The sequence below is a fragment of the Marinimicrobium hydrolyticum genome, from assembly GCF_030848505.1.
Lineage (GTDB): Bacteria > Pseudomonadota > Gammaproteobacteria > Pseudomonadales > Cellvibrionaceae > JAVDDU01.
Genome location: NZ_JAVDDU010000005.1, coordinates 130174 through 153609, shown reverse-complemented (window position 1 = coordinate 153609; position 23436 = coordinate 130174). Strand labels below are relative to the sequence as shown.

At 55.9% G+C, this 23436-nt stretch carries 19 protein-coding genes; 9 read left to right on the top strand and 10 right to left on the bottom strand.

Features of this window, described 5'->3' with window-relative positions:
• Positions 1 to 76: 76 nt before the first annotated feature.
• The gene (locus RBH33_RS11060; RefSeq protein WP_306732252.1) at positions 77 to 562 is read left to right on the top strand and encodes an RDD family protein; all 486 of its coding nucleotides are present in this window, start codon (positions 77 to 79) and stop codon (positions 560 to 562) included.
• Positions 563 to 904: 342 nt separating this feature from the next.
• Here RBH33_RS11060 and lptG read toward each other — a convergent pair whose 3' ends face one another.
• Both lptG and lptF read right to left on the bottom strand, forming a co-directional pair.
• Positions 905 to 1966 (bottom strand): LPS export ABC transporter permease LptG, encoded by a 1062-nt coding sequence (gene lptG / locus RBH33_RS11055; RefSeq protein ID WP_306732251.1) that lies wholly within the window; start codon positions 1964 to 1966, stop codon positions 905 to 907.
• The gene (lptF, locus tag RBH33_RS11050) at positions 1959 to 3077 is read right to left on the bottom strand and encodes an LPS export ABC transporter permease LptF (protein ID WP_306732250.1); all 1119 of its coding nucleotides are present in this window, start codon (positions 3075 to 3077) and stop codon (positions 1959 to 1961) included. Before lptF ends, lptG begins: the two co-directional genes overlap by 8 nt.
• A 336-nt stretch (positions 3078 to 3413) precedes the next feature.
• Here lptF and RBH33_RS11045 point away from each other — a divergent pair, with 336 nt between their 5' ends.
• The 3 genes from RBH33_RS11045 to RBH33_RS11035 are packed head-to-tail and all read left to right on the top strand — an operon-like array spanning position 3414 to position 6148.
• The gene (locus RBH33_RS11045) at positions 3414 to 4895 is read left to right on the top strand and encodes a leucyl aminopeptidase (RefSeq protein ID WP_306732249.1); all 1482 of its coding nucleotides are present in this window, start codon (positions 3414 to 3416) and stop codon (positions 4893 to 4895) included.
• Positions 4896 to 4919: 24 nt separating this feature from the next.
• Positions 4920 to 5345, top strand: a complete 426-nt coding sequence (locus RBH33_RS11040; protein WP_306732248.1) for a DNA polymerase III subunit chi — start codon at positions 4920 to 4922, stop codon at positions 5343 to 5345.
• A gap of 26 nt (positions 5346 to 5371) precedes the next feature.
• A complete protein-coding gene (locus RBH33_RS11035; protein WP_306732247.1) occupies positions 5372 to 6148 on the top strand; it encodes a hypothetical protein in 777 nt (258 codons plus the stop codon).
• Between the two features lie 14 nt (positions 6149 to 6162).
• On the opposite strand, the gene RBH33_RS11030 is transcribed toward RBH33_RS11035, so the two are convergent.
• A complete protein-coding gene (locus RBH33_RS11030; protein ID WP_306732246.1) occupies positions 6163 to 7398 on the bottom strand; it encodes a sugar efflux transporter in 1236 nt (411 codons plus the stop codon).
• Between the two features lie 161 nt (positions 7399 to 7559).
• Complete coding sequence (locus RBH33_RS11025; RefSeq protein ID WP_306732245.1) at positions 7560 to 9788, bottom strand: response regulator; 2229 nt, start codon at positions 9786 to 9788, stop codon at positions 7560 to 7562.
• A gap of 484 nt (positions 9789 to 10272) precedes the next feature.
• On the opposite strand from RBH33_RS11025, the gene RBH33_RS11020 reads away from it, so the two are divergent.
• Positions 10273 to 10674, top strand: a complete 402-nt coding sequence (locus RBH33_RS11020; protein WP_306732244.1) for a hypothetical protein — start codon at positions 10273 to 10275, stop codon at positions 10672 to 10674.
• A gap of 68 nt (positions 10675 to 10742) precedes the next feature.
• Here RBH33_RS11020 and nspC read toward each other — a convergent pair whose 3' ends face one another.
• The 3 genes from nspC to speA all read right to left on the bottom strand — a co-directional run bounded on the left by nspC (position 10743) and on the right by speA (position 15709).
• The gene (nspC, locus tag RBH33_RS11015) at positions 10743 to 11906 is read right to left on the bottom strand and encodes a carboxynorspermidine decarboxylase (protein ID WP_306732243.1); all 1164 of its coding nucleotides are present in this window, start codon (positions 11904 to 11906) and stop codon (positions 10743 to 10745) included.
• 630 nt (positions 11907 to 12536) lie between these two features.
• Positions 12537 to 13739, bottom strand: a complete 1203-nt coding sequence (locus RBH33_RS11010; protein ID WP_306732242.1) for a saccharopine dehydrogenase family protein — start codon at positions 13737 to 13739, stop codon at positions 12537 to 12539.
• A gap of 47 nt (positions 13740 to 13786) precedes the next feature.
• Positions 13787 to 15709 carry a biosynthetic arginine decarboxylase gene (gene speA, locus RBH33_RS11005; protein WP_306732241.1) on the bottom strand — a complete coding sequence of 641 codons (1923 nt, stop codon included), beginning with the start codon at positions 15707 to 15709 and terminating at the stop codon, positions 13787 to 13789.
• Between the two features lie 320 nt (positions 15710 to 16029).
• Here speA and RBH33_RS11000 point away from each other — a divergent pair, with 320 nt between their 5' ends.
• Entirely contained in the window at positions 16030 to 17340 is a 1311-nt protein-coding gene (locus RBH33_RS11000) for a nitrate- and nitrite sensing domain-containing protein (RefSeq protein ID WP_306732240.1), read from the top strand.
• A gap of 6 nt (positions 17341 to 17346) precedes the next feature.
• On the opposite strand, the gene RBH33_RS10995 is transcribed toward RBH33_RS11000, so the two are convergent.
• The 3 genes from RBH33_RS10995 to RBH33_RS10985 are packed head-to-tail and all read right to left on the bottom strand — an operon-like array spanning position 17347 to position 20445.
• A complete protein-coding gene (locus RBH33_RS10995; RefSeq protein WP_306732239.1) occupies positions 17347 to 18201 on the bottom strand; it encodes an ABC transporter ATP-binding protein in 855 nt (284 codons plus the stop codon).
• Positions 18202 to 18214: 13 nt separating this feature from the next.
• Positions 18215 to 19081, bottom strand: coding sequence for a nitrate ABC transporter permease (ntrB, locus tag RBH33_RS10990; RefSeq protein ID WP_306732238.1), 867 nt, complete (start codon positions 19079 to 19081; stop codon positions 18215 to 18217).
• A gap of 56 nt (positions 19082 to 19137) precedes the next feature.
• A complete protein-coding gene (locus RBH33_RS10985) occupies positions 19138 to 20445 on the bottom strand; it encodes a CmpA/NrtA family ABC transporter substrate-binding protein (protein WP_306732237.1) in 1308 nt (435 codons plus the stop codon).
• Between the two features lie 594 nt (positions 20446 to 21039).
• Between RBH33_RS10985 and RBH33_RS10980 the strand changes: the two genes are divergently transcribed.
• The 3 genes from RBH33_RS10980 (at position 21040) to hflD (ending at position 23392) form a co-directional block, all read left to right on the top strand.
• Positions 21040 to 21486, top strand: coding sequence for an NUDIX hydrolase (locus RBH33_RS10980; RefSeq protein WP_306732236.1), 447 nt, complete (start codon positions 21040 to 21042; stop codon positions 21484 to 21486).
• 87 nt (positions 21487 to 21573) lie between these two features.
• Entirely contained in the window at positions 21574 to 22674 is a 1101-nt protein-coding gene (gene mnmA, locus RBH33_RS10975) for a tRNA 2-thiouridine(34) synthase MnmA (RefSeq protein ID WP_306732235.1), read from the top strand.
• 70 nt (positions 22675 to 22744) lie between these two features.
• Positions 22745 to 23392, top strand: coding sequence for a high frequency lysogenization protein HflD (gene hflD / locus RBH33_RS10970; RefSeq protein WP_306732234.1), 648 nt, complete (start codon positions 22745 to 22747; stop codon positions 23390 to 23392).
• Positions 23393 to 23436 lie beyond the last annotated feature (44 nt).

Here is a 23436-nt window from a genome sequence, read left to right as displayed (position 1 = left end):
GATGAGCGTTGGCACTGAGTGAATTATCCAGACTAACTGTTACAATGCCCGCCCGTTTTGCGAACGAAAACAAATTATGCCCACTAGCCCTCCTCGCACCGATCTCCAACACGTCTCCGCCCGCTTACTACGCCGCTTCGCCGCTATGGTGTACGACAGTCTGTTACTGATTGCGGTGGCTTTGGCCTATGGAGCGGTGGTGACATTTATTAATGTGCTGCTGCAAGGCGCGCCCGCAGAAGGGGAGCGAATGCAGTGGGGTGTCTGGCGGTTTCCGGTGTTTGTGGGTCTGCTGGTGGTGTTGGCTGGCTTCTTTTGTTATTTCTGGCGTCGCTCCGGGCAAACCCTGGGCATGCGAGCTTGGCGATTGAAACTGGTAGACGGGGATTCCGGGGCGTTGGCATCACTCAAACAGTGCGTGCTGCGCTCTCTCGTGGCCCCGGTATCGCTGCTGTGCTTGGGAATGGGGTACTTTTGGCGGTGGGTGGATCCCCAGCGGCACACCCTGCATGGGCGGCTTAGCAAAACCCGGGTGATTCTATTGCCCAAAGAGAAAAACTGACATCTGAATATCCCACGGAGTGTGCGGGAGCGACGTACCTGCGCGCAGGTGCTGGGTTGGATAATCGAACTAGCCGCTTCGTAAGCAAGTTTTAGGGCCGCGCAGGGTGAGTGTTCAGCAAACGTCGTGAACCCATCCATGGGGACTGCCTCAAAAGGTCCCTCTTTTGAGGCTTGCTGAACACTCATCCTGCACGCCCCTCGTGGTCTTACACTACCGAGTTCTTCCCCCAATTTTCACCCGCCTTCTCCATTTCAACAAAATGGGGAGTCCACGGTAACAGTGGCTTAGTTGCAGCGACGGAGGCGATTCGCGGGAGGAACGGTTAAAATTGCTGCAACGCTACCGAGTTCGATTCAACAGGTATACCCCAAGCCCAATACAAGCGGCGATGGGAATCACCACCGCGATCACCGGGGGAAAACCGAACACCAGGCTGGAGGGCCCCAGCAGGCTTTGGGTGAGGCGAAACACAATACCGAATACCACGCCGGTAAAAATTCGCTGCCCCATGGTCACTTCCCGCAGCGGACCAAAAATAAAGGAAATCGCAATCAACACCAGGCTTACGGTAGCCAAAGGCTGCAATGTTTTTTCCCAAAACGCCAATCGATACTCGCCGCTATCCAGCCCCTGCTGGCGCAAATAATTGGCGTAGAAAAACAAATTGCGAATCGACAGCGCATGGGGCTCCAGCGCAACAATGTTCAGCAGCGCTGGCGACAGGTCCGTATCCCAGCGGCGCTCCTCTAGGTGGTCAACCCGGGTGGTTTCCCGATCCAGATGAGTGGTGGCAATATCTTCCTCGTGCCAATAGCCGCCCTGATAGCGGGCTTCACGGGTGTAGCTGGCCTGAAGTAAATCCCGGTTCTCATCAAACCGATAGCGGGTTACACCGTGGATAACTCCATCGGGCTGAACAGCGCCGAAATAAATAAAGTCATTTCCTTCACGCGTCCAAAGCCCCCGCTGAGTTTGCACACTGCGTTGGTCACCCAGAGCCACAGCGCGCCGACTGTCCGCTAGCTGATCCGTATAGGGAATCACGTACTCGCCCAAGGCGATACCCAGGGCGACGAAGAGCAACACCGGCTTTACCACCATCCACGTAATACGTTTTACGGACACGCCCGCTGCGCGAATCACCACCAGCTCGCTGGCGTTGGCGAGAATCCCCAGCCCTACCAAGCAGCCCACCAGACTGGCGTAGGGGAGGTACTGGTATACGCGACCGGGGAGCGTCAACAGGATATAAATGAGCGCTTCAACGACGTTGTAATCCGCCCGCAAGCTGCCCATTTCGTCGATAAAAGTACCCGCCAAATCCAGGGACAAAATTACCAACAGCACCATGAGCACGGCAAGAAACACCGTTTTGCCCACGTAAAAATTGATTTTACGCATGTCGGGCCTCCGCCTGGGCGCGGCGCTTCTGCCGCCAGAGACGCAAACCCTGCGCATTGAGTAGCAGCAACGCCAGAGCGATAAACACAGGATGGACAACCCACAAGCCCGGCACCACCGGCCAATTACCGGCCTCAATGGCTCCCCTGACGCCGCTTAATGCCCCCAAGTACACCATGTAAAGAATAATGGCTGGCAGCATTTTCACGTAGCGCCCCCGTCGAGGGCTGGTGCTACTCAAAGGTACCGCCAAGAATGCCACTACCATTACCAATACTGGCAGAGACAATCGCCACTGCAAGGTAGCGCGACTTTGTAAGTCCTCAGCCCTCCACAATTCGGCTGTGGGAATAGCATCCGCTTTGTTTCGGAAGCCAGCGCTGGTATCGGGCGGTGGTAAGTATTGGCCGTAAATATCAAATTCGGTGACTTGAAAATTCGCCTCGCCGGGCTGGCCCTCGTAGCGACGGCCGTTATACAAGTTCAGGTAGCGTCGCCCATATTCATCGTGGACGGCTTGTTCACCGTAATCGGCCACCACCACCGTTGTGCTGTGTTGGCCCGCGTCGGTGCCCGACTCCGCCACGAACACCCCGCGCAGGCGCTGCCGGTCGTCACTGACGCCTTCCACATAAGAAATGGATTCACCGCCGCTCAAAGGTTGGAAGCGACCTGGCTGCACCAAATCAAATTCGCTCCGCGTGCGCTGCTCTGCCAGCACCGTCTCCGTGGCGAGCACACCCATGGGACTCACCCACAAACTCATGCTGCCGACCAGAACGGCCACGCCTAGCGCCGGCACCAACGTAAAGCCCAGCAGTTGATGTTGACTAATACCACAGGCCGAGAGCACCACCATCTCGCTGTCGGTATACAAGCGCCCATAGGCGAGCAGAATGGCGATAAAGAAACCCAGAGGCACCACAAGCTCCAGGAAGCCCGGCAAGCGATAACCCATGATGGTAAACAGAACATCCACCGATAAATTACCGGTGGCGGCTTCGGCCAAATATCGGACGAAGCGGCCACTCATGATAATCAACAGCAAGATACTGCTCACCGCCACCATAGTGACCATGACTTCGCGGTTTAGGTAACGGAAAATAATCACGCGGACATCCTGAGTTTCAAATTCTGAGCCTGCAACGGTCGCCGTAGTCGTAGCGAGTGGTCGCGGCGATTTTCCCGGCAAGCCCTATGGCGTACACTAGCAGCCAACTGAAAAGCCTTGTGGAACACGATCGAGCAAGCGCGGCCACCTTATCCCAGAGCGTTTCGCCGGATTGGCGCGCAAAACCAGCTTGACGCCGTCCCAATCGTTTTTGGCAGCTCCCAGGCAAAGTCGCCTTAATGCACCTGGGTCAAGACCGTGAAAAGTGTGGCATTATCCCGCACTCGCGCTTTTTTGTCTTGGTTCTTTAAACTACCCGTCCGCCGGAGGATGTTTATGTCTTTTACCGCCAAAGTTGTCACCGCTCCAAAACAGCGCAGCCATTGCCTGGTCGTGGCCGTCTATGAAGGAGGCAAACTCTCCCCTTCCGCCCAGGCGATCGAAGAGGCGGGCGGACAACTGGGGGCATTGTGCAAGCGCGAGGGCTTCAAAGGCAAGGCCGGACAAACTCTGCTGCTGCTAAGCCCAACCGGGATTAGCGCCGAACGCCTGCTGGTCATTGGCATGGGCAAGGCACCGGTGAGCGCAAACGATTATCGCAAAGCCGTGGACAAAGGCCTCCTGGCGCTGAAAAACACCGCCTGCAAGGATTTGTGCCTGTGTTTGGGAGAGGTGTCGGTCAAGGACCGCGACGCCCAGTGGCAAGCCCGGCAAGTCGCGGAACTGCTCGGCGCCCAACAGTATCGTTTTACCCGCTTCAAATCCTCATCCCCGGACGACAACTTCGCTCCCAGCAAAATTGTTTTTGGGTGCCAGGAAACCTCCCAGGTGAATCTCGCCAAAGCCGGCCTGGAAACGGGCGCGGCGGTAGCCAAGGGTGTGGCCCTGGCGCGGGAGCTGGGCGACCTGCCGGGTAACGTTTGCACCCCGACCTATCTGGCCAACGAGGCCAAGCAATTGGCGCGCGGCCAGACCAAGTTGAGTGTCAAAGTGCTGGAGGAAAAACAGATGAAAGAGTTGGGTATGGGTTCCCTACTCTCTGTGTCCGCCGGCAGTGAAGAGCCCGCCAAACTGATTGTAATGACCTACCAGGGCGGCGCCAAAAGTGCGGCTCCGGTGGCACTGGTGGGCAAAGGCATTACCTTCGATACCGGCGGCATCAGCCTGAAACCCGGCCAGGGCATGGACGAGATGAAGTACGACATGTGCGGCGCTGCCAGTGTCCTGGGTACAATGAAAACGTTGATAGAGCTGCAAGCCAAGATCAACGTGGTGGCAATTGTGGCCGCCGCGGAGAACATGCCCGACGGCCGCGCCACCAAACCGGGGGACATCGTTACCTCCATGAGCGGCCAGACCATCGAAATTCTCAACACCGATGCTGAGGGCCGGCTGGTACTGTGCGACGCCCTCACCTACTCCGCCCGCTTTAAACCCAAGGCCGTGGTCGATGTCGCCACTTTGACCGGTGCCTGTGTGATTGCGCTGGGCAGTCACGCCACCGGTTTGTACAGCAACGAAGACAGTTTGGCCGAAGCCCTGCTCAATGCTGGTGAGGAAGCCAATGACCGAGCTTGGCGTATGCCTCTGTGGGATGAATACCAAAAGCAGCTCGACAGTAATTTTGCCGATATAGCCAACATAGGTGGCCGCGAAGCCGGCAGCGTAACTGCGGCCTGCTTCCTATCCAGATTCGTCAAGAAAACGCCCTGGGCCCATCTGGACGTGGCCGGCACGGCCTGGCGCAGCGGCGCCAATAAAGGTGCTACGGGTCGCCCCGTGTCACTGCTGGTGCAATATCTGCTTAATCAGCGTTAACCGCTTAGAATTTTAAGGGCCAGCATGACTGAAGTTTCTTTTTACATACTCCAGGACAGTGAAGCGCAAGCGCGCTGGCAGTTCGCCTGCCGGTTGGTCGAAAAAGCGCAACGCCTGGGCCACGAGGTGCTGGTCGTTGTGGATTCGGCGGCGGAGGCCGACTATCTGGATGAATTGCTGTGGAGCTTTAATCCAGAGAGTTTTGTTCCCCATCGCCGTATCGACGCCCAAGACCAACCGGCAGCACCGGTGGAGATCACCGCCAACGGCGATTGCGGCGATCACCACGACGTACTGGTGAATCTGAGCCAGCGAGTGCCGGAACACTTCAGTCGGTTCCAGCGCTTGTCAGAGGTAGTGATCCAGGAGCCTCAGGTTCTTCAATGCACCCGCGAGCATTTCAGTTTTTACAAAAGCCGTGGCTATCCCATTCAATCACGCAATATTTAGCGGCCGATTTCCACAGAGACCCACCTATGGCTGAAGAGCACAAAAGCAAAACCAAAGCCGTCATTCTTCAAGAGCTGGAATCCATCAAAGGCCTGTTGTTGGAAGACGACGACATCCCTCTTTTGCAAGAAGTCATCGACACCGCTGAGGAACAAACCGGCGCGGAAGACACCCTGGATGGCGATGACCTGGCGGAACTCCAACTGGCTTACAGAGACTTGCTCCAGGCCCGGGATATGTCTCATGACGTTCCCACACTGGAAGAGCAAGAGGAGCAAGAGCCGCCCATCCTGCACGACATAGAGGCACCCGCAAAGGATGAGCAGGCAGGGCTTGAAGAATATCAACCTGAGGATTCGCCAGCGAAAGAACTTTCGCCGCGAGAAGAAGTGCAGACTTCGCTGTTTGATATGGATAGTCCGCTCGCCGATCAAGCGCCGGCAAAAGAACCTTCGCCCGGATTAAAGCGCCCCAGTGTGACCAAAGCCAGTGGGGAGAACCCGTTCCTGCCTGCACACATTCGCGAGCGGCTGCACGGCAACCGGCCACCGCCGTTGTTTGAGCCCGTGCCCCCAGCGTTCAAACCCAAACCGACGCCGGAAGCGCCACCGACAGTTACTCCGGTAGCTCCAACGCAAAACCCGAACTTGACGCAATTGGTGGAAGACGTAGTGGCCAGTGTGTTGCCAGAAGCGGAAGCGACTCTACGCCGCAAGTTGAGCGAGCTCAGCGCCGAGCAGCTGCATCAGATGTTGGAGAACGCCCGCTCTGAGGACGAGCCGGATAGTGACAACGAATTCTAGTGGACGCACTGTTTTTAGCGCTCAGGGCTGCGTCGGAGGTGCACACCCCAAAATGCCGCCATGGCCAACACGATAACCACCAGATTCACCGCGAACACATCCTGGTAGCCATAAAAGTCCGCCACCACCGCCACCATTAAGCTGCTGAACAAATTACCCAAGTGAGTGGTATTGGTATAAAGCGCCGACGCACTGCCCGAGCGACCGGGCAGCAATTGCTGCACCACCGACACGCCCAGCCCCGCCAGGACACCGATAAAGATGGCATTCGGTAGCTGCAAGATAAATAGATGCCACAGAGAGTCCAGCCAGTAGACGCCCGCATAAAGCATCAACCCCGCTACGCCCGCCAGCCGTACCATCGTAATCAAGCGCACTCGCGTACTGAGATAACCGGCCAGAAGCATAATGGGGATTTCCAGCCCCGCCGCCGTACCCATCAGCCAGCCGACCCACTTGGCGCTTAGGCCCAGGTTTTCGGTCATATGCAGCGGCAGACTGATCAAATAGGCATTGTTCGCTCCCCACATAAGCGAGAAGGCAATCAAGCACAATACTAATGACCGCTTGCCCGCGGACGTTAACGCTGGCGGCGTGACCTTGCCAGGGGTTGGCGCCCGCTCATCGGCACTGCCAGTTAGTTCTTGGTCAGCCAACTCCTGGTCAGTTTGCTCCAGGCGCGGTAACAGCTTATAGCTAACCAAGCCGACGAACGTGAACAGGGCACCAGCTACCCAGTACATGGTGCTGAAACCAAAATACGCCGCCAACAAAAAACCCGCCGGCGGCCCCGACACCCAAGCCACGGCGATCTGCGCCCGCACTATGGCATTGAATAAGGGCACCCGATCCTCTGCCAGCCGTCGGTCCGCATAATCCAGACTGTAGGCGAGCATTTGTGAATAGGCCACCATGGCCAAACTGAACAACACCACAGCGGAAAAAGACACCAGCCAGTAGTTACGAGACAGGGCGAAAATTGCACAGGATAGAGTGCCTAAAAAACAAAACCCCACCACCAATGGGCGACGGTCAGGAAGTTTGTCCGACCAAGCGCCAATCAACTGGTTGTAAACAATACTGGCCAGCGCCAGGCCGGCAAAAGGCAACCCTACCAACAGCGGGCGTACCCCCAACTCCTGCGCCAGGAAGATACTGAAAGTGGGCAGCACCAATGCCGCCACAGCGCCCACAGCAAACGACAAAAAATAAATGCCCAAGGGCACTGGGCGCAGCAAATCTCGAATCACGCGGGCTCCTGACGCGAAAAAGGGGGGACGATAGCGGACAAAGAAGGCTGGGTCCAGATTCGTAAGCCATTTTTTAACCCTGCCACAGCTCCGTACAGCAGCTAACGAACAGGGGCTATCAACCAAGGCAGTTCTTCAACGGCCTGGCTGGCTACAAAGAGTTAGGTATCACCGTCCGTGGACCCAGAGTGGCCCAACCACCGCTCGAGTCGATGCCGCAACTCCTCATACCGCAGCGGCTTGAGTACCTGGTCGTCCATGCCGGCGGCCAGGCATCGAGTCTCTTCCTCAGGATTGTCATAGGAGGTCATGGCGACGACCGGCAGATGCCGTTTTATGTTACTGGCTTTTTCATCCTCTCGAAGCTCAGTGATTGCCGCCAGGGCATCCAGTTCGGGTATGTCGCAATCCATGAGTACGAGGTCAAACTTTTCCTTACTCAAGGCCGACAAGGCATCTTTGCCATCAATGGCAATGTGTACGCGACAACCCAATTTTTTCAGCATACCCGAGATCACCATCTGATCGACGCGGTGATCTTCAACCAGCAAAATGCGCGGCTCAGGTGTGTGATGAGACATATCGGCGTGTGCCTGAACCGTGTCCAGCTCACGGTTGTCATGCTCTATTAACCGTTGAACCATGACATCGTGAAGGCGCCGATGCATGATGGGCTTGTCAATACAGCTCACTTGAGAGTGCGAGCCGAGGTGTTTTTCCAGCTCCGGCGTATCCCGCTGAAGAACGCTCATGGCAATGACCTGCTTCAGCTCAGCGGTTTCGGGATCGCTGGCCAGCTCCCGCGACAGCGGCAAGGCATTAAAACTGTTCAGCGCGTTGTAAATCAACACCAAATCCAGGGGCTGTTTGCGCTGACGCACTTCCCGAATTTTGGCCATGGTTTGTTCACGCCCATAACTGCTATTGACCCGCATGCCCCAGCCGCTTAACTGATCGGTCAGATCCATTGCGACGGTTTCTGGGAAGTCGACCAGCAAAACGCCGCGCCCTCGCAGCTTTTGCTCCTCCGCAAATCCCTTGGTGGCATGAGAGATCACTTCCAATTTAATATTGATGACGGTGCGCTTGCCACCCTGGGGTTTTTCCAACACATGCACGCTGCCGCCCATGCATTCGGCCAAGCCCTTACAGATGGATAGCCCGATACCGCGCAGCTCCTCATCCACGGCCAGGGAGCCCTCTTCTTCCCCCGGCTCTCGGGGGGCGCCGCTGGCGGAATCGCTGATCACGATTTGTAACTCGCCATTCTCGTTTTCATCCGGGTGGAAAACCGCTTCGATAAACACTTGTCCCAAACTGGCGTACTTGAGAGCATGATTGAGCAAGGTGCTAAGAATCTGCCCCAACCGAGTGGCATCCCCCCTAACCCGATTTGGCAGCTCAGCGTCTAGCAAATAGTTGAGTTCGATCCCCAACTGGTGCGCTTCCAGAGCAAAGTCCTGCACGAGCTTTTCCAAAAGCCGGCGCAAGTCAAAATTTTCCTCTTCCAGATTCAAGCTTTTGGTGGTGATCTTGGAAAAATCCACCACGTTATTCACCAGATCGAGCTGGCGTTCAGCCGCTTTACTAGCCACCAAAAGCAGCTCTCGATGCCGCTCCGACAATTTGTCGTCGTCCACCAGCGCCAGCGTGCCCAAAATATCGTTTAACGAAGAGCGTAACTCCTGCCCCAGATTCACCAGGAATTCATTCTTGAGTTCAATGGAGGCCTGAGAGCTGCGCTGCTCGAACTCCAACCCCCGGGCTCGCTCCTGTAACGCATGGTTGGCCTCAAGCCGCTCCCAATAGGTATTGCAGGTCACCTTAGCCTGATGGGTGATCATGCTAAAAAAGACCAGCATGATAATGCCGTACAAATAGCCCTCGGCGTGACCGAGTAAAATCGCCGTGACGGCGGCGGGAATCTGACCGATAAACAAATAAGCCGCCAAAAAGCGCCGGTACGGAGCAAAGACATTCGCGACACTGGAGTAAAAAACCACCGAGTACAGCCACATAACCAAGGTTTCGTTGCGCATACCGTGAACCCACGTCAGGGTCACGAGAATTACACTCCACCAGGCAGCCCCCAAAAAAGACGCGATAAAATACTGATTGCGCCAACGCCCGGGGGCGCGCGCGTAAAGTGTGTCGAAACGAAAAAGGAAGTAGCTGCGTAGCAGTGTCACCAAAAGCAAACCCGTGACCAGAGCTATGGCCAGATGCTGTTCACTTTGGTAAAAATCCCCGAAGAATGCCAGGGTGAGAATAAACACCAAAAAGTTAAGTACCAGCCCGCGTCGACTGTACTTCGCCACTCGGGCGTCAGTGTCGCGCATGACTTGCCGATCTTTTTGCACTTTGGTGGTGGCGTTAAAGAGTTGCAACATGGGCCATTCTCGGACATAGCGGATGAGTTATCGAAGGCACTGAGCGCAGCGTGAGGAAGATCCACGAGCCAACTCCTGGCCGGGCTTTTGGATCATAGTCTCAAATCAGTTAAGTTTCGAGTTTTCCTTTCACCAAACACAACAAGCTCAGTCATTTTCGTCCCAGGCGGAACAATTGGGCTTTGTATCGCTCTCAGGCCTTACGGATGCGCTTAACGGTGCGGTGCTTTTTACTGTCGCTCGCGCAAACCCGGCGGCTACTGGCGCTTTTTGCCACCAAGCGATTATTGTATAAGAAATACCAGCTTACATACACCAGGGCCAAGGTTTAATTGGGTCAAATGGCAAGTTATGATTTGGCTGGAGTACACAGAGTCGGCACTGTCAGGATATGCCGTTGGGAATGCATCCAGTTCCACAGCCCGCCTTGATAGTTCGTGTGGGCACAGTGGTTTCTGCCATCACTAAACAGGAGTTTAATGTTATGAAAACCACTTTGACGATTGCCTCCTTCGCACTGGTATTTGGCCTTTTCACCGCCTGCTCCCCGGATGAGCCTCCAGGAGAGCAAAACCGCAACGACGCGGGTGATACTTGGGAACGTACTCGTGACCGCGCTGATGATGCCGGCGACGAAGCGGGTGAGACCTGGGAAGATACGCAAGAAGGTGCGGAAGATGCTTGGGAGGATACCCGCGAAGGCACCGAGGACGCTTGGGAAGACACCCGTGAAGGTGCTGAGGACGCCTGGGAAGACACCCGTGAAGGCGCTGAAGACGCTGGCGAAGCGACTGAAGATGCCTGGGAAGATACTCGGGAAGGCGCTGAAGAAACCTGGGAAGACGTTGAAGACTCAGCCGACGACGCTACCGACAACAACCGGTAAGTCACGACGCTTTGCCTTTCAGGTCGCCTGCCCCGTGTGGGGCAGGCCCTCTCTCCTTACGCCGCGTGCTAGGCCAGGCGCTCTTTGAAATCCTGGTAGCCAAATTCTCGAATTACCTCCAACTTATCGGTCAACGAGTTCCACAACGCAATTGACGGCAAGCGAATCCCATTAAACGTGGTGGCTTTGACCATGGTGTAGTGCGCCATATCGTCAAATATCAATCGCTGTCCGACACTGAGCGGATTGGGGAAACTGTAATCACCAATAATGTCCCCAGCCAAGCAAGTCATGCCACCCAGCCGGTAAGTGTGCGGGTGAACATTTGGTTGATCCGCACCCAGAATTTCAGCTCGGTAAGGCATTTCCAACACGTCGGGCATATGGCAAGTCGCTGACGTATCCAGAATCGCCTGATTCATGCCGTTCCAAGGCAGATCCAACACTTCAGCCACCAGCGCCCCGGTGTGAATGGCCACCGCTTCGCCGGGCTCCAAGTACACTTGCACGTCGTAGCGGCCAGCAAAGTCTTTGATCAATGCAATCAGATCATCCACCTGGTAGTCGGGACGACTGATATGGTGCCCCCCGCCAAAGTTGATCCATTCCATTTGCCCCAACCAAGCGCCAAATTTTTCTTCCACCGCCGCCAGGGTGCGGGTCAGTGGCGGTAGGTCCTGTTCGCAGAGCGTGTGAAAGTGCAATCCGGAGATGCCTTCCAGTTCATCGGGCTGGAACTGCGATACCGGAATACCCATGCGCGAACAGGGGGCGCAGGGGTCATAGATGGGCACTTCGCCTTCGGAGTGCTCGGGGTTAATGCGCAAGCCGAAACGCAATTGGGGCCGTTCTTTTTGAGCGTCGAGGGCGATGCTTCGGAATCTCTTCCACTGATCAAAGGAGTTGAACACGACGTGGTCGGAGATGGCCAGAATTTCGCGCAGATCGCTTTCGCGATACGCGGCAGAATACGTATGCACTTCACCACCAAAGTGCTCGCGCCCCAGCATGGCTTCATGCAGTCCGCTGGCGCAGGTGCCCGAGAGGTATTTTCCTACGAGCCCGCCCAGTTTCCAGCAGGAAAAGGCTTTTAGCGCGGCCAGTACCTTGGCCCCACTTTCGCGCTGGACACGGTTGAGGATTTTGAGATTCTCCTCCACGGCGGCGGTGTCCACCACAAAGCAAGGAGACGGTACACGAGTGGGATCGAAGTTGTTAAAGGTACTGCGCATGTGTTTTTCTCTCTGCCTTTAGCGGGTGGGGCTGTAATTATGTTGGAGTTTGAGTGGAGGTTATCTGCCTGGTTCATAAGGGCCTGAAAGACCGGCGGCTACGGGGTATGAGGTTTCGGAAACGCGGTAAATACGTCCCTGTAGCTCCTGCGCGCCATCCATGGCGCGAAGGCTCCGAAACCTCATACCCCGCATCCGCCTTTGTGCCGAGATCAGCAGTGGGAGTTTCGTTCACTGGATTCCCGCTTTCGCGGGAATGACGAGAAATTGACTTCGTCCTCACCGATTAGGGCTTCGCCATCCCCGCGTACGAGGGAATCCACGTACGAGCCGGAAAGCCCAGATACGCGTACACCAGACTCCCTACTGGCACCAGGGGTGGTTGGGGAAGCTATTCCGGAACCCTCGCGTCATGGATGACGCGCGGGAGCCACACGGACGTGTTTACTGCGTTTCCGGAATGGCTTACCCAATCGCCCCTCTCTCAGGCTTTACCGAGTATCCAATGGAGAACCCAAGTCTTAACAAGCGGCTCTACCCGTTTCAACCTCCGATGCCAAACTTACCGAATTCTCCTCGATCGTAGTCGGGGTTGAAGTTCTTTCGCGGGAATGACGAGAAAAACTCCCGTCAATCATCCACCGCTGTTGGCTCGTTGACGGTATGGATTTCCCAGGGCAAACCGTATTCGTTGAGGTCTGCCATAAAAGGATCCGGATCCATCTGCTCCATATTCCACACGCCCGCTTCCATCCACTTGCCTTCCAGCATCATCTTCGCGCCGATCATCGCCGGTACACCCGTGGTGTAAGAAATCGCCTGGGATTGAACCTCCCGATAGCATTCCTCGTGGTCGCAAATATTGTAAATGTAAACGGTCTTTTCTTTGCCGTCCTTAATACCGCGGGCCACACAACCAATGCATGTCTTGCCTTTAGTTCTCGGTCCAAGACTGGCTGGATCGGGCAGCAACGCCTTCAAAAACTGCAACGGGATAATCTCTTTACCTTCGAATTCGACCGGCTCGATGGACGTCATGCCCACATTGCCCAACACCTCCAAATGCTTGAGGTAATTATCCGAAAACGTCATCCAGAACCGGGCACGTTTAATTTCCGGGAAGTGCTTGGTGATGGACTCCAGTTCCTCGTGATACATCAGGTAAATATTTTTGGGGCCAATGCCCGCCGGGAAATCGAACGAGCGCTTTTCGCTCAACGGCTCAGTCTCGCGCCAGTCACCATCCTGCCAATAGCGGCCTTTGGCGGTAACTTCGCGGATATTGATTTCCGGATTGAAATTGGTGGCAAATGCATAACCGTGATCGCCGGCATTACAGTCGATGATATCCAGGTAGTGGATTTCATCCAGATAATGCTTTTTGATGTAAGCGGTGTACACGTTGGTCACACCGGGGTCAAAACCCGAGCCCAGCAGCGCCATCAAGTCCGCATTCTTAAACTTGTCCTGATACTTCCACTGCCAGCTGTATTCAAACTTTGCCTCGCCAGGCGGCTCGTAATTGGCGGTATCCAAATAGTGAATACCGGCCTCCAGGCAGGCATCCATAATGGTCAGATCCTGATACGGCAAGGCCACATTGATCACCAACTGAGGCTTCTCGCGCTCCAGCAATGCGACCAGCTCGGGAACATTGTCCGCATCCACTTGGGCGGTTTTAATGGGGCGGTCAATCTGGGCCGCGATCGCCTTGCACTTTGCCTCGGTGCGGCTGGCCAAGACGATTTCAGAAAATACTTCGGGCACTTGGGCGCATTTGTGGGTCACTACACCACCTACGCCGCCAGCACCGATAATCAATACTTTGGCCATATGCTTATCTCCAATTAAACACAGTTCAAAAAAAGTCGAAGGGCAGTTTAACGCTCGAAATACGTGTAACCGCGCAAGCTCTCAGTAAAAGCCGCCAGCATAGCCTGGCGTTCGGACACACTAATACGCCCATCGCGAACCGCTTGTTCGGCGGTGGCACGGAACTGCTTGAACATAGCCTGAGGGTCGTACTCCACGTAACTGAGCACGTCGGAAATACTGTCGCCGTGCAACTCGTGCACAAAGTCCATGCCACCGTCCGGATTGATCCGCACGCTGGCGACATTCGTATCGCCGAACAGGTTGTGCAGGTCCCCCAGTGTTTCCTGGTAAGCGCCCACCAAAAACACACCCATATAATATTCTTCCCCGTGGTTAACCGGGTGCACAGATAGCGTCTGAGCCTCACCCTCGGGGCCGGCGAAGCGGTCCAGCTTACCGTCACAGTCACAGGTTAAATCGGCAATGATCGCCTGACGGCTCGGCTCTTCTTTAAGGCGATGGATAGGCATCACCGGAAAAACCTGGTCAATGGCCCAAGAATCCGGCAGGGACTGGAAGACGCTAAAGTTGCCGTAATAGATGTCCGCTAACTGCTGCGGAAGCGTTTCCAATTCCGCCGGGATGCGCTTCATTTGCGGCAAGAGACCGGCGATTTTTTGCAAGCCGGCCAGGTACAAATTCTCGCCCATGGCGCGCATACGCAAGTTTATATCGCCCCTGTGAAACAGATCGCGGATCTGATCCCGGTAATAGATCACGTCGTTGTAACACTCCTGCAGGGATTCGGGAGTGATTACCCGAATGGCGTGCCAGAGGTTCACCAACTGGTCGTGGCTGCCTTCGGGCAGTTCTTCCGGCAGTGGGCCAGGCTCAAAGTGACCCACATCCAGAACGTTGAACAGCAGCACGGCGGTATGGGCGACCGTCGCCCGCCCGGATTCCGTGACGATCACCGGATGGGGAATGTCGTGCGCGTCCAACGATTGCTGAATGGCTTCCACCACGTCAACGCAATATTCCTGTACCGAATAGTTGCGGCTGTGGCCACTGTTACTGCTGGTGCCGTCGTAGTCGATGGCCAGGCCACCGCCCAAGTCCAAATACCCCAGGGGCACGCCCTCGGCCACCAAGTCGATGTAGTACCGACAGGCCTCTAGCACGCCGCTACGAATGCTGCGGATGTTGGGGATTTGGGAGCCAAGATGGAAGTGCAGTAACTGGAAGCAGTGCAGCAAACCGGCCTCTCGAAGCTCGTCCACCACGCTCACCAGCTGTATGGCGGTCAGACCAAACAGGCTGCGGTCGCCGCTATCCTCGCTCCAATGGCCTTCCACCTTGGTGGACAGCTTCAGGCGCGCGCCGATCAGCGGGTCCACGCCCAGTAGGCGGCTGCGCTCGATAATCAGAGGGACTTCCGCCGGAGTCTCCAAAACAAAGAAGCACTTGAAGCCCAATTTGCGCGCCTGTAAGCCCAGGTCGATAAACTCGGCATCCTTATAGCCATTACAGATGATCAGGCTCTCACGGTTTTGCAAGGTGGAGATGGCAATCATCAACTCCGCCTTGCTGCCCGCTTCCAGGCCGTGGTTGTAGCGCTCGCCGAAACGGGCGATCTCGGCCACTACGTGGCTTTGCTGATTGACCTTTATGGGGAAGGCGCCCCGGTATTCACCCTGGTAACCGGCGCTTTTGATGGCATCGGCAAAGGACTCATTCAGTGCGGTTAAACGCCCGTCCACCAGGTTCTCCATCCGCAACAAAATGGGCATATCCAGGCCGCGCTGCTGGAGTCCACGGGCGATGTCCATCAGGGACACAGCCGCGCCGGGCTCTCCGTTGTGAGGTGCTCGAACCACCACTTCACCTTCTGGGGATACGCCGAAGTAACCGCTTCCCCATTCGTCAATGCCGTACAGTTCGGCAGATTTGCGCGCAGACCATGCCTGCTTGTCATCGGATGTCGTCAATGCTTTACCTACCTCGTCATAAGTGCCCTGGCCGAAAGTGCGTGCATCGGGCTGAGGCGCGCAATTCTCCACATTTCCAGCCAAAAGAAAAGCCTTTTCCGCGGCCCAGCGCGGGTACCCCGGAAACCATGCCAGACCTTAGCCCACAGAGCAAATCATGCCCCCTGTGCCAGAGCACGAATCGGAGCCCGTGGGACGCTGAAATCGAAGGACCTAATTGGCAGACAATGACCCCGCGTTGTTGTAAAGTTCCGTTATTACGGCTAACTCAACGCTTCCAGTAAAAGCATCTTCCAGGATCGAATTCAAAGGCTTTGTGAATGAAAAATCAGACAGAACATCGAGGCGTTGCGGAGTATTTATTGGCCTCGAAGCGCTGTGATATTCGGAGCCTGGAACAGCTGTTAAACATGGGCCAGCTGGTGGCAGGCATCAGCAGCCTGGTCCACGCCTTACAGCTTGAGCGTGGTGCCTCCAATATGTACGTGGGTTCGGCCGGCGAACGGTGCGCTGATATTCGACTAAAGCAAGTGGCCATCGCCGAGGAAGCGGAGGAAGCGTTTAGGCAGTGCCTTGACCGGATGGACACAGACAATCACGGACTACCCGCCGCCAGCCGCTTTTACAGTCGGATTGCTTATTCCATTCATGGGCTGGAAGAACTGCGTGGTGTGCGTGACGAGATCCAAGCACTAAAGCCCGTACCGGAAACCATTATCGATGGTTACAGTGAGCTGATCGAAAGCTTGCTGGCGATTGTGTTTGAAGCTGCCGACTCGGCCGCCGACCCGGATATTTCACGCATTCTCGTCGCCATGTTTCACCTGATGCAAGGCAAGGAATTTGCTGGCCAAGAACGAGCGGTAGGCTCCGCCGGCTTTGCCCAAGGCCTGTTTGACGAACGTTTTTCCAAACGGCTCCGGCACTTAATTGACAATCAAGAACGGTGCTTTCACATATTCACTGAGTTCGCGGATGCCGAAGCACTAAAACAGTGGCGAGCAATCAACTCCAACCCCTACACGTCCGAACTGGAACGACTGCGCCGCATCGCGTTCACTTCAGCGGCGGACGGCAAGGCCGACCGTGAACTGAGCGAAGCTTGGTTTGCGCTTACTACTGAACGCATCAATGCTATCAAAGCTTTGGAACACGCCCTTGAGCAAAGCCTCAGTGCCACTTGCCGCCTAAAAATCGCCTCGGCCCGGGAAGACCTTAACTCCCACCAGCTGCACATTGACGAACTTGCCCGGCAACCGAGTGCGCCCTCTTTCGCCATTTTTTTTAATGGCGCCTCATCTCCACACCAAGCCGGCACCGAAACCTTTGTCACAGGTTGCGCCAGCCCACAACTGGGCCGATCCCTTTTCGATTTGGTGCAGTCACAATCGCAACGGTTACAAACGATGTCCGAGGAACTTCAGCAGGCACGCGCTGCTTTGGCTGAACGCAAAACCATTGAGAAAGCGAAGGGCATGATCATGAAATACCGGAGCGTGAACGAGGAAGAGGCGTATCGCTTCCTACGGCAGGTGGCCATGAGTCAGAATCGGCGCCTGGCGGACATAGCCAAGGATACCCTGGCTATGTCCGACTTGTTCCCCATACCGGACCCTGATGCTAAATCCTAAGCCCTTCTACCGCTGCGCCGCGGACTTAGCCACTTCTTTCGTCGGGCCGACGGCCGCACGAGCACCAATGGTCTCTACTTTCTTCTGTTTTTCATGCAGAAAGCGCAGCACTTCACGCCGATAGTGGTTGTACTCTGGATCTTCTGCCAACTCAATGCGGCTGCGCGGCCGGGGCAACTTAATATCCAGCACTTCACCAATATTGGCATTCGGCCCGTTGGTCATCATCACAATTCGGTCCGATAACAGCACGGCTTCATCCACATCATGGGTAATCATAAGCACCGTATTGTTGAGCTCATTCTGAATGCGCATCACCTCCTCCTGAAGATGCGCGCGGGTCAGTGCATCCAAAGCGCCGAACGGTTCGTCCAAGAGCAGTAGCTTGGGCTCCATGGCCAGCGCCCGGGCGATGCCCACCCGCTGTTTCATGCCGCCGGAGATTTCCGAGGGAAGCCGGGTTAAGGCGTGTGACATGCCCACCATCTCCAGATTCTTTAACACCCATTCGCGCCGCTCGGCGGAGGTTTTGGTGTGTTTGAATACCTTGTTCACCGCCAGCGCTACGTTCTCGTAAACCGTTAACCAGGGCAACAGGGAATGGTTTTGAAAAACCAGACTGCGATCCGGCCCAGGAGCATTTACCTCCTTACCATCAAGAATGACACAGCCGCTGGTGGCCGATGTGAGCCCTGCGACAATATTAAGCAAGGTGGATTTGCCGCAACCGGAGTGGCCAATAATGGCTATGTACTCACCCTGGGCCACGCTTAGATTTACCTTGTCCAATACATGGGTTTCGGTATTGTTACGGGTAAAGGTTTTGTCGACCTGTTCTATGCTGAGATAACGCTTATTCATGGCAATGTCCCCCTTAAGCTGCGGTGCCGCGTGTCACACGACGCCCGATAAAACCCACTATGCCATCTAGGGCATAACCCACCAGACCGACGTACACCAGGGCCAACACAATGTCGCTGATCTGTGAGGCATTCCAGGCATCCCAGATAAAAAAGCCGATGCCCACACCACCGATCAACATCTCGGCGGCAACAATCGCCAACCAGGACAAGCCAATACCTATGCGCAACCCGGAAAAAATGTACGGCGCAGCCGCAGGCAACATGATTTTGGTGAAATTCTCATAGCCGTTGAGGCGCAACACACGCGCCACGTTGCGATAATCTTCGGGGATATTTCGCACACCCACCGAGGTATTGATGATGATGGGCCAAATAGCCGTAATAAAAATCACGAAGATTGCCGACGGATGACTGGCCTGAAACGCCGCCAGAGAAATTGGCAGCCAAGCCAAAGGCGGCACGGTGCGCAACACTTGAAACAGAGGGTCCAAGCCGCGCATCGCCCAAGTGGACTTGCCCACCAAAACGCCCAGACTGATTCCGGCAATCACCGCCAACGTATACCCGTAAGCAACTCGCTCCAAGCTTGCCAATACCTGCCAACCCATGCCCACGTCGTTGCCGCCGTAGTTATAAAAGGGATTAACTATTAACTCCCAGGTGTCGGCCAACATGACAGATGGTGCCGGTAGTGCGGCACCGGGCTGTGAACACAACCACTCCCACAACAACAACAGTACGCCCAGCACCAGCATGGGTGGAAATACCCGACTCATAAGCCAGTGTCCTAAGCGTTTAAACTCCGCACCGACTCTGTCCGCCGAAGGCAGGCTTAGAGCCGCAATGCGGCTCTCTTCTGGATTGACTTGGACGGTCATAAGCTACTCCTTAAAGGTTTGCACAAACATACATAAAGCTTGCCGATGCGTTCGGTTTAACCCATACGTGTGATGGCTAGGCTATCCAGATACGCTTTTGGATTCTCCGGGTCGAACACCTTGCCATCGAAGAAAGTTTCAGGCCCGCGGGAGGTGGACTCGGGAATGTCAGCACTGTCCACACCGAGCTTGGCCGCTGCGTCGCGCCAGATATCCTCGCGGTTGACCTGAGCAATCAGGCTCTTGGTATCCAAATCCAGCGACAAATTACCCCAGCGCTGATTCTCCGTTAGGAACCACAGATCGTGACTCTGGAATGGGTAAGAAGCGTGATCCTTCCAGTAGCGCATTTGATCCGGGTGATCGTTTACCACACGTCCGGTGCCGTAGTCGAAGTTGCCCTGCATGCGGTCAATAATGTCCGCGTAGGGCGCATGGATCCAGCGACGGCGGGAACAGATGCGAGCCACCTCTTCCTTATTTTCGGCCTGTTCGCAAAACATTTGCGCTTCCATAATGGCCATCACTAACGCACGCGCGGCGTTGGGGTTGGCGTCCACATAATCGGCACGCATGCCGAACGCTTTTTCCGGGTGGTTGTGCCAAAGCTCGCCAGTGGTATTCGCGGTGTAACCAATGCCCTGATTCACCAGTTGATGGTTCCAAGGCTCACAAACACAAAAAGTATCCATGCTACCGACGCGCATGTTGGCCACCATTTGCGCTGGCGGCACAGTAATGGTGGCGATATCCCGATCCGGATTAATGCCGCCCGCCGCCATCCAGTAGCGAATCCACAAATCGTGGGTACCGCCGGGGAAGGTCATGGCCGCGCGAACTTCATCGCCACCGGCGCGCTTTTCAGCCAAGGCTTTGGCGAACTCAGTGGTATCCACACCCACGTTTAAATCGCTGTACTCACGTCCCACGGAGATACACTGCCCCGCAAGGTTCAGACGCGCCAGAATGCGCATGGGCGTTTTCTCACTCATGGCACCCGCGCTCATCAAATAAGGCATAGGTGTGAGGATGTGTGCACCATCGATACCGCCACGGCGGGAGCCCAGCACCAAATTGTCGCGTGTGGTTCCCCAGGAGGATTGCTTAAGGACTTGCACATCGGTCATGCCGTGTTTTTTAAAAAAACCTTTCTCATCGGCTACAAACAAAGGCGCGGCGTCGGTCAACGCAATGAAACCCAACTTAGCCGAACGGGTTTCCAATTTGTCACCAGCCGCCGCCCAGGCGGCGCTGCCCAATCCACCGGGTAGTGCACCGCTGAGGGTAACTCCGCCGGCCGCCAACGCCATGCCCTTGAGAAGCTTACGCCGGGAAAATCCTTGCTCGCGATCATCAGTACTCATAGTTCGTCCTCATAAAAAAACCCGCGTACCACTGCGCCGGATGAACGCAAAGGTAAAGCGGGCTTCGTTGCCTTTAATTGTGCGGAGCGTTTCCCACGTTGGACGCACTCCGAAATACATTACTGCAGCAAGACGTTTTGCTGTGTACTTAGGACTTTGCAGCAATCGTGCCATTCGAATAACAGCAAACACTCGTGCCGTAAAAAATATTCTGAAAGGTGGCCAATAAACGTCAGTTCAATTGCCGTGTTTCTGTCGGCTTCGGCCATCAAACCCGCACGGCTTCTGGATTTCACCTGAAGGTAGCTTCGGTACACAAAGGGAACGTGACTAAATGCGAGGCGACGTAAACATTCCCAGCAACATCCACCAAGCTCATGCCACTGCAAACAAAATGCTCAATTCCAGAGCGGGCTATTCGCACTTGGTGCACACCAGCTCGGACGACAAGCGCCGCTGAGGTGCACACGCTTATTCCCCGTCACCAGATTGGCGCAGTGACGATCGCTCTTGGCGTCCAGCTATGCTGGCAGACAGGCACAAGGGCAATCCGGTACACTGGCTGTTTTCATCACGCAGTTTGTGAGGCGTAATATGACTTGGGCACCACACGTCACCGTAGCCACGGTTGTAGAGAAGCAAGGGCGTTTTTTGTTGGTCCGGGAGCGGCCGAATGATCGAGAGGTCTACAACCAGCCCGCCGGACACCTGGAAGAAGGTGAAACGTTGGAAGAAGCCGCACTGCGGGAAACGCTGGAAGAAACCGGCTGGCAGGTGAAGTTAACCGGCCTTTTAGGTATTGGCCTGTACCTGGCACCGGCCAACGGCGTCACCTACGTGCGGCATACGTTCATTGCGGAGCCGGTCACCCACTTGCCGGAGCAAACGCTGGACGATGGTATTCTCGCCGCCGAATGGCTCAGTTATGCAGAAATTCTGGAGCGCCGCGCCCAGTTGCGCAGCCCCATGGTATTGGACGCGGTGGACGAGTTTCTCTCTGGCCAGCGCTATCCGCTGGAGATGCTGCGCTCCTACCTGTAAAATGCGCGTCAGTTACCGCGAAACGCTGGCGCGGCATTCGGCGCCAGCCCAACATCACTTTCTCCAGTCCACGCGTACCCATTTGTTATGACCAATACCAGCAAACCTCGCGTCATTGTCGGCATGTCCGGCGGCGTCGACTCTTCCGTATCGGCCCTACTGTTGCAGCAACAGGGTTACCAGGTGGAAGGTCTGTTCATGAAAAACTGGGACGAGGACGACGGCACCGAATACTGTACCGCCAAGGCGGACCTAGCCGATGCCGAGCGCGTCTGCGCCCGCTTGGGCATCACACTGCACACCGCCAATTTTGCCGCCGAGTACTGGGATAACGTGTTCGAACACTTCCTGGCGGAATACCAAGCCGGCCGTACCCCGAACCCGGACATACTGTGCAACCGGGAAATCAAGTTCAAAGTGTTTTTGGAGTACGCGCAGATTCTGGGTGCCGAACTGATTGCCACCGGCCACTATGTACGCCGGGCGGATCGGGACGGGCACACGTACCTGCTCAAAGGTCTGGACGCCAACAAAGACCAAAGCTATTTCCTGCACGCTGTGGGTGAAGCCGAGTTCGCGCGCACACTCTTTCCCGTAGGCGAATTGGCAAAACCGGAAGTCCGCCGCATCGCCGAGTCCAACCAGCTGGCGACTCACGCCAAGAAAGACAGCACCGGTATTTGCTTCATCGGCGAGCGGCGCTTTAAAGATTTCCTGCAAACCTACCTGCCCGCTCAGCCGGGGAAGATTGAGACGCCGGACGGCAAAGTCATCGGTGAGCACGCCGGGCTCATGTACCACACCATCGGCCAGCGCCAGGGGCTGGGCATCGGTGGCGTTAAAGGTGCCGACGAAGCGCCCTGGTTTGTGGCCGGTAAAGATTTGCAGCGCAATGTGCTGATAGCCGTCCAGGGTGACCACCCGCTGCTGTACAGCGACTCACTCACCGCCAACCAACCGCACTGGATCAACGGCACGCCCGCACAGAGCGAATTCCGCTGCACCGCCAAAGTTCGTTACCGGCAAGCCGACCAGGTCTGTCAGATTCGAGTCGACGAGGGGCACTTGACCGTCATTTTCGACGAGCCCCAGCGGGCGGTCACCCCTGGTCAATCGGTAGTGTTCTATCAAGGCGATCAATGTCTCGGTGGCGCGGTGATTGAAAGCTCCTCGACCCCGGCGGCCTGAGTCCTGGCTGCAGACTCCGACCAGGCGCGTTACCATAGTAGCTACTTCAAACGAAACGGAATCGACTTTAGTGAGTAAGAACTGGCACGACATCACCCTCGCCCTGGCCGGAATCTTTCAGGCATCTGCCCTGGTGGAACAGCTGGCCAAAACCGGCTATGTGCCCAATGACGCCTACCGCTGCAGTATTGGAAGTCTGTTTATCCTTGACCCGCCCGACACCCTCTCGGTGTACGGAAATCTGGGCGACATGCAGCTGGGGCTGGAAATTCTGCAAGAGACTCTCTCACCCGGTAATCAGCGGCCGCGGGACGCCCTGCGCTATACCTTGGGGATTTTGCACCTACAGAAAAAACTCAAAGCCCGCAAAGACATGATGGGTGTGTTGGGCACGCGCCTGAAGCAGGCCGCCCGCCAAGCGGAACACTTTACCCCCACCCACGATAACGTAATCGGCAACCTGGGTGATCTGTATAAAGAGACTCTGAGCACCTTCCGCTTCCGCATTCAGGTGACCGGGGATCAAGGCTACTTGCAGCAGCCTCGGGTTGCCAATCAGGTGCGCGCCCTACTGCTGGCGGGCATTCGCTCCGCGACATTGTGGCGGCAGGTGGGCGGCAATCGTTGGCAGTTACTGCTCCAGCGCAAGCGCCTGGCGAATACCGTGCACCACCTGCTCAAGGAAGCCAAAGCCGAGAATGCCCGGAATCTTCACTGAGCCAAGCCCCTGCGCGCTCAGCCATTATCCGGTACAATAGCCGC

Bases quoted from the DNA above. Each gene is read 5' to 3' on its own strand.
- RBH33_RS11060 (WP_306732252.1), top strand. From the start codon at position 77: ATGCCCACTAGCCCTCCTCGCACCGATCTCCAACACGTCTCCGCCCGC.
- lptG (WP_306732251.1), bottom strand. From the start codon at position 1,966: ATGCGTAAAATCAATTTTTACGTGGGCAAAACGGTGTTTCTTGCCGTG.
- RBH33_RS11045 (WP_306732249.1), top strand. From the start codon at position 3,414: ATGTCTTTTACCGCCAAAGTTGTCACCGCTCCAAAACAGCGCAGCCAT.
- RBH33_RS11040 (WP_306732248.1), top strand. From the start codon at position 4,920: ATGACTGAAGTTTCTTTTTACATACTCCAGGACAGTGAAGCGCAAGCG.
- RBH33_RS11035 (WP_306732247.1), top strand. From the start codon at position 5,372: ATGGCTGAAGAGCACAAAAGCAAAACCAAAGCCGTCATTCTTCAAGAG.
- RBH33_RS11025 (WP_306732245.1), bottom strand. From the start codon at position 9,788: ATGTTGCAACTCTTTAACGCCACCACCAAAGTGCAAAAAGATCGGCAA.
- RBH33_RS11020 (WP_306732244.1), top strand. From the start codon at position 10,273: ATGAAAACCACTTTGACGATTGCCTCCTTCGCACTGGTATTTGGCCTT.
- nspC (WP_306732243.1), bottom strand. From the start codon at position 11,906: ATGCGCAGTACCTTTAACAACTTCGATCCCACTCGTGTACCGTCTCCT.
- RBH33_RS11010 (WP_306732242.1), bottom strand. From the start codon at position 13,739: ATGGCCAAAGTATTGATTATCGGTGCTGGCGGCGTAGGTGGTGTAGTG.
- RBH33_RS11000 (WP_306732240.1), top strand. From the start codon at position 16,030: ATGAAAAATCAGACAGAACATCGAGGCGTTGCGGAGTATTTATTGGCC.
- RBH33_RS10995 (WP_306732239.1), bottom strand. From the start codon at position 18,201: ATGAATAAGCGTTATCTCAGCATAGAACAGGTCGACAAAACCTTTACC.
- ntrB (WP_306732238.1), bottom strand. From the start codon at position 19,081: ATGACCGTCCAAGTCAATCCAGAAGAGAGCCGCATTGCGGCTCTAAGC.
- RBH33_RS10985 (WP_306732237.1), bottom strand. From the start codon at position 20,445: ATGAGTACTGATGATCGCGAGCAAGGATTTTCCCGGCGTAAGCTTCTC.
- RBH33_RS10980 (WP_306732236.1), top strand. From the start codon at position 21,040: ATGACTTGGGCACCACACGTCACCGTAGCCACGGTTGTAGAGAAGCAA.
- mnmA (WP_306732235.1), top strand. From the start codon at position 21,574: ATGACCAATACCAGCAAACCTCGCGTCATTGTCGGCATGTCCGGCGGC.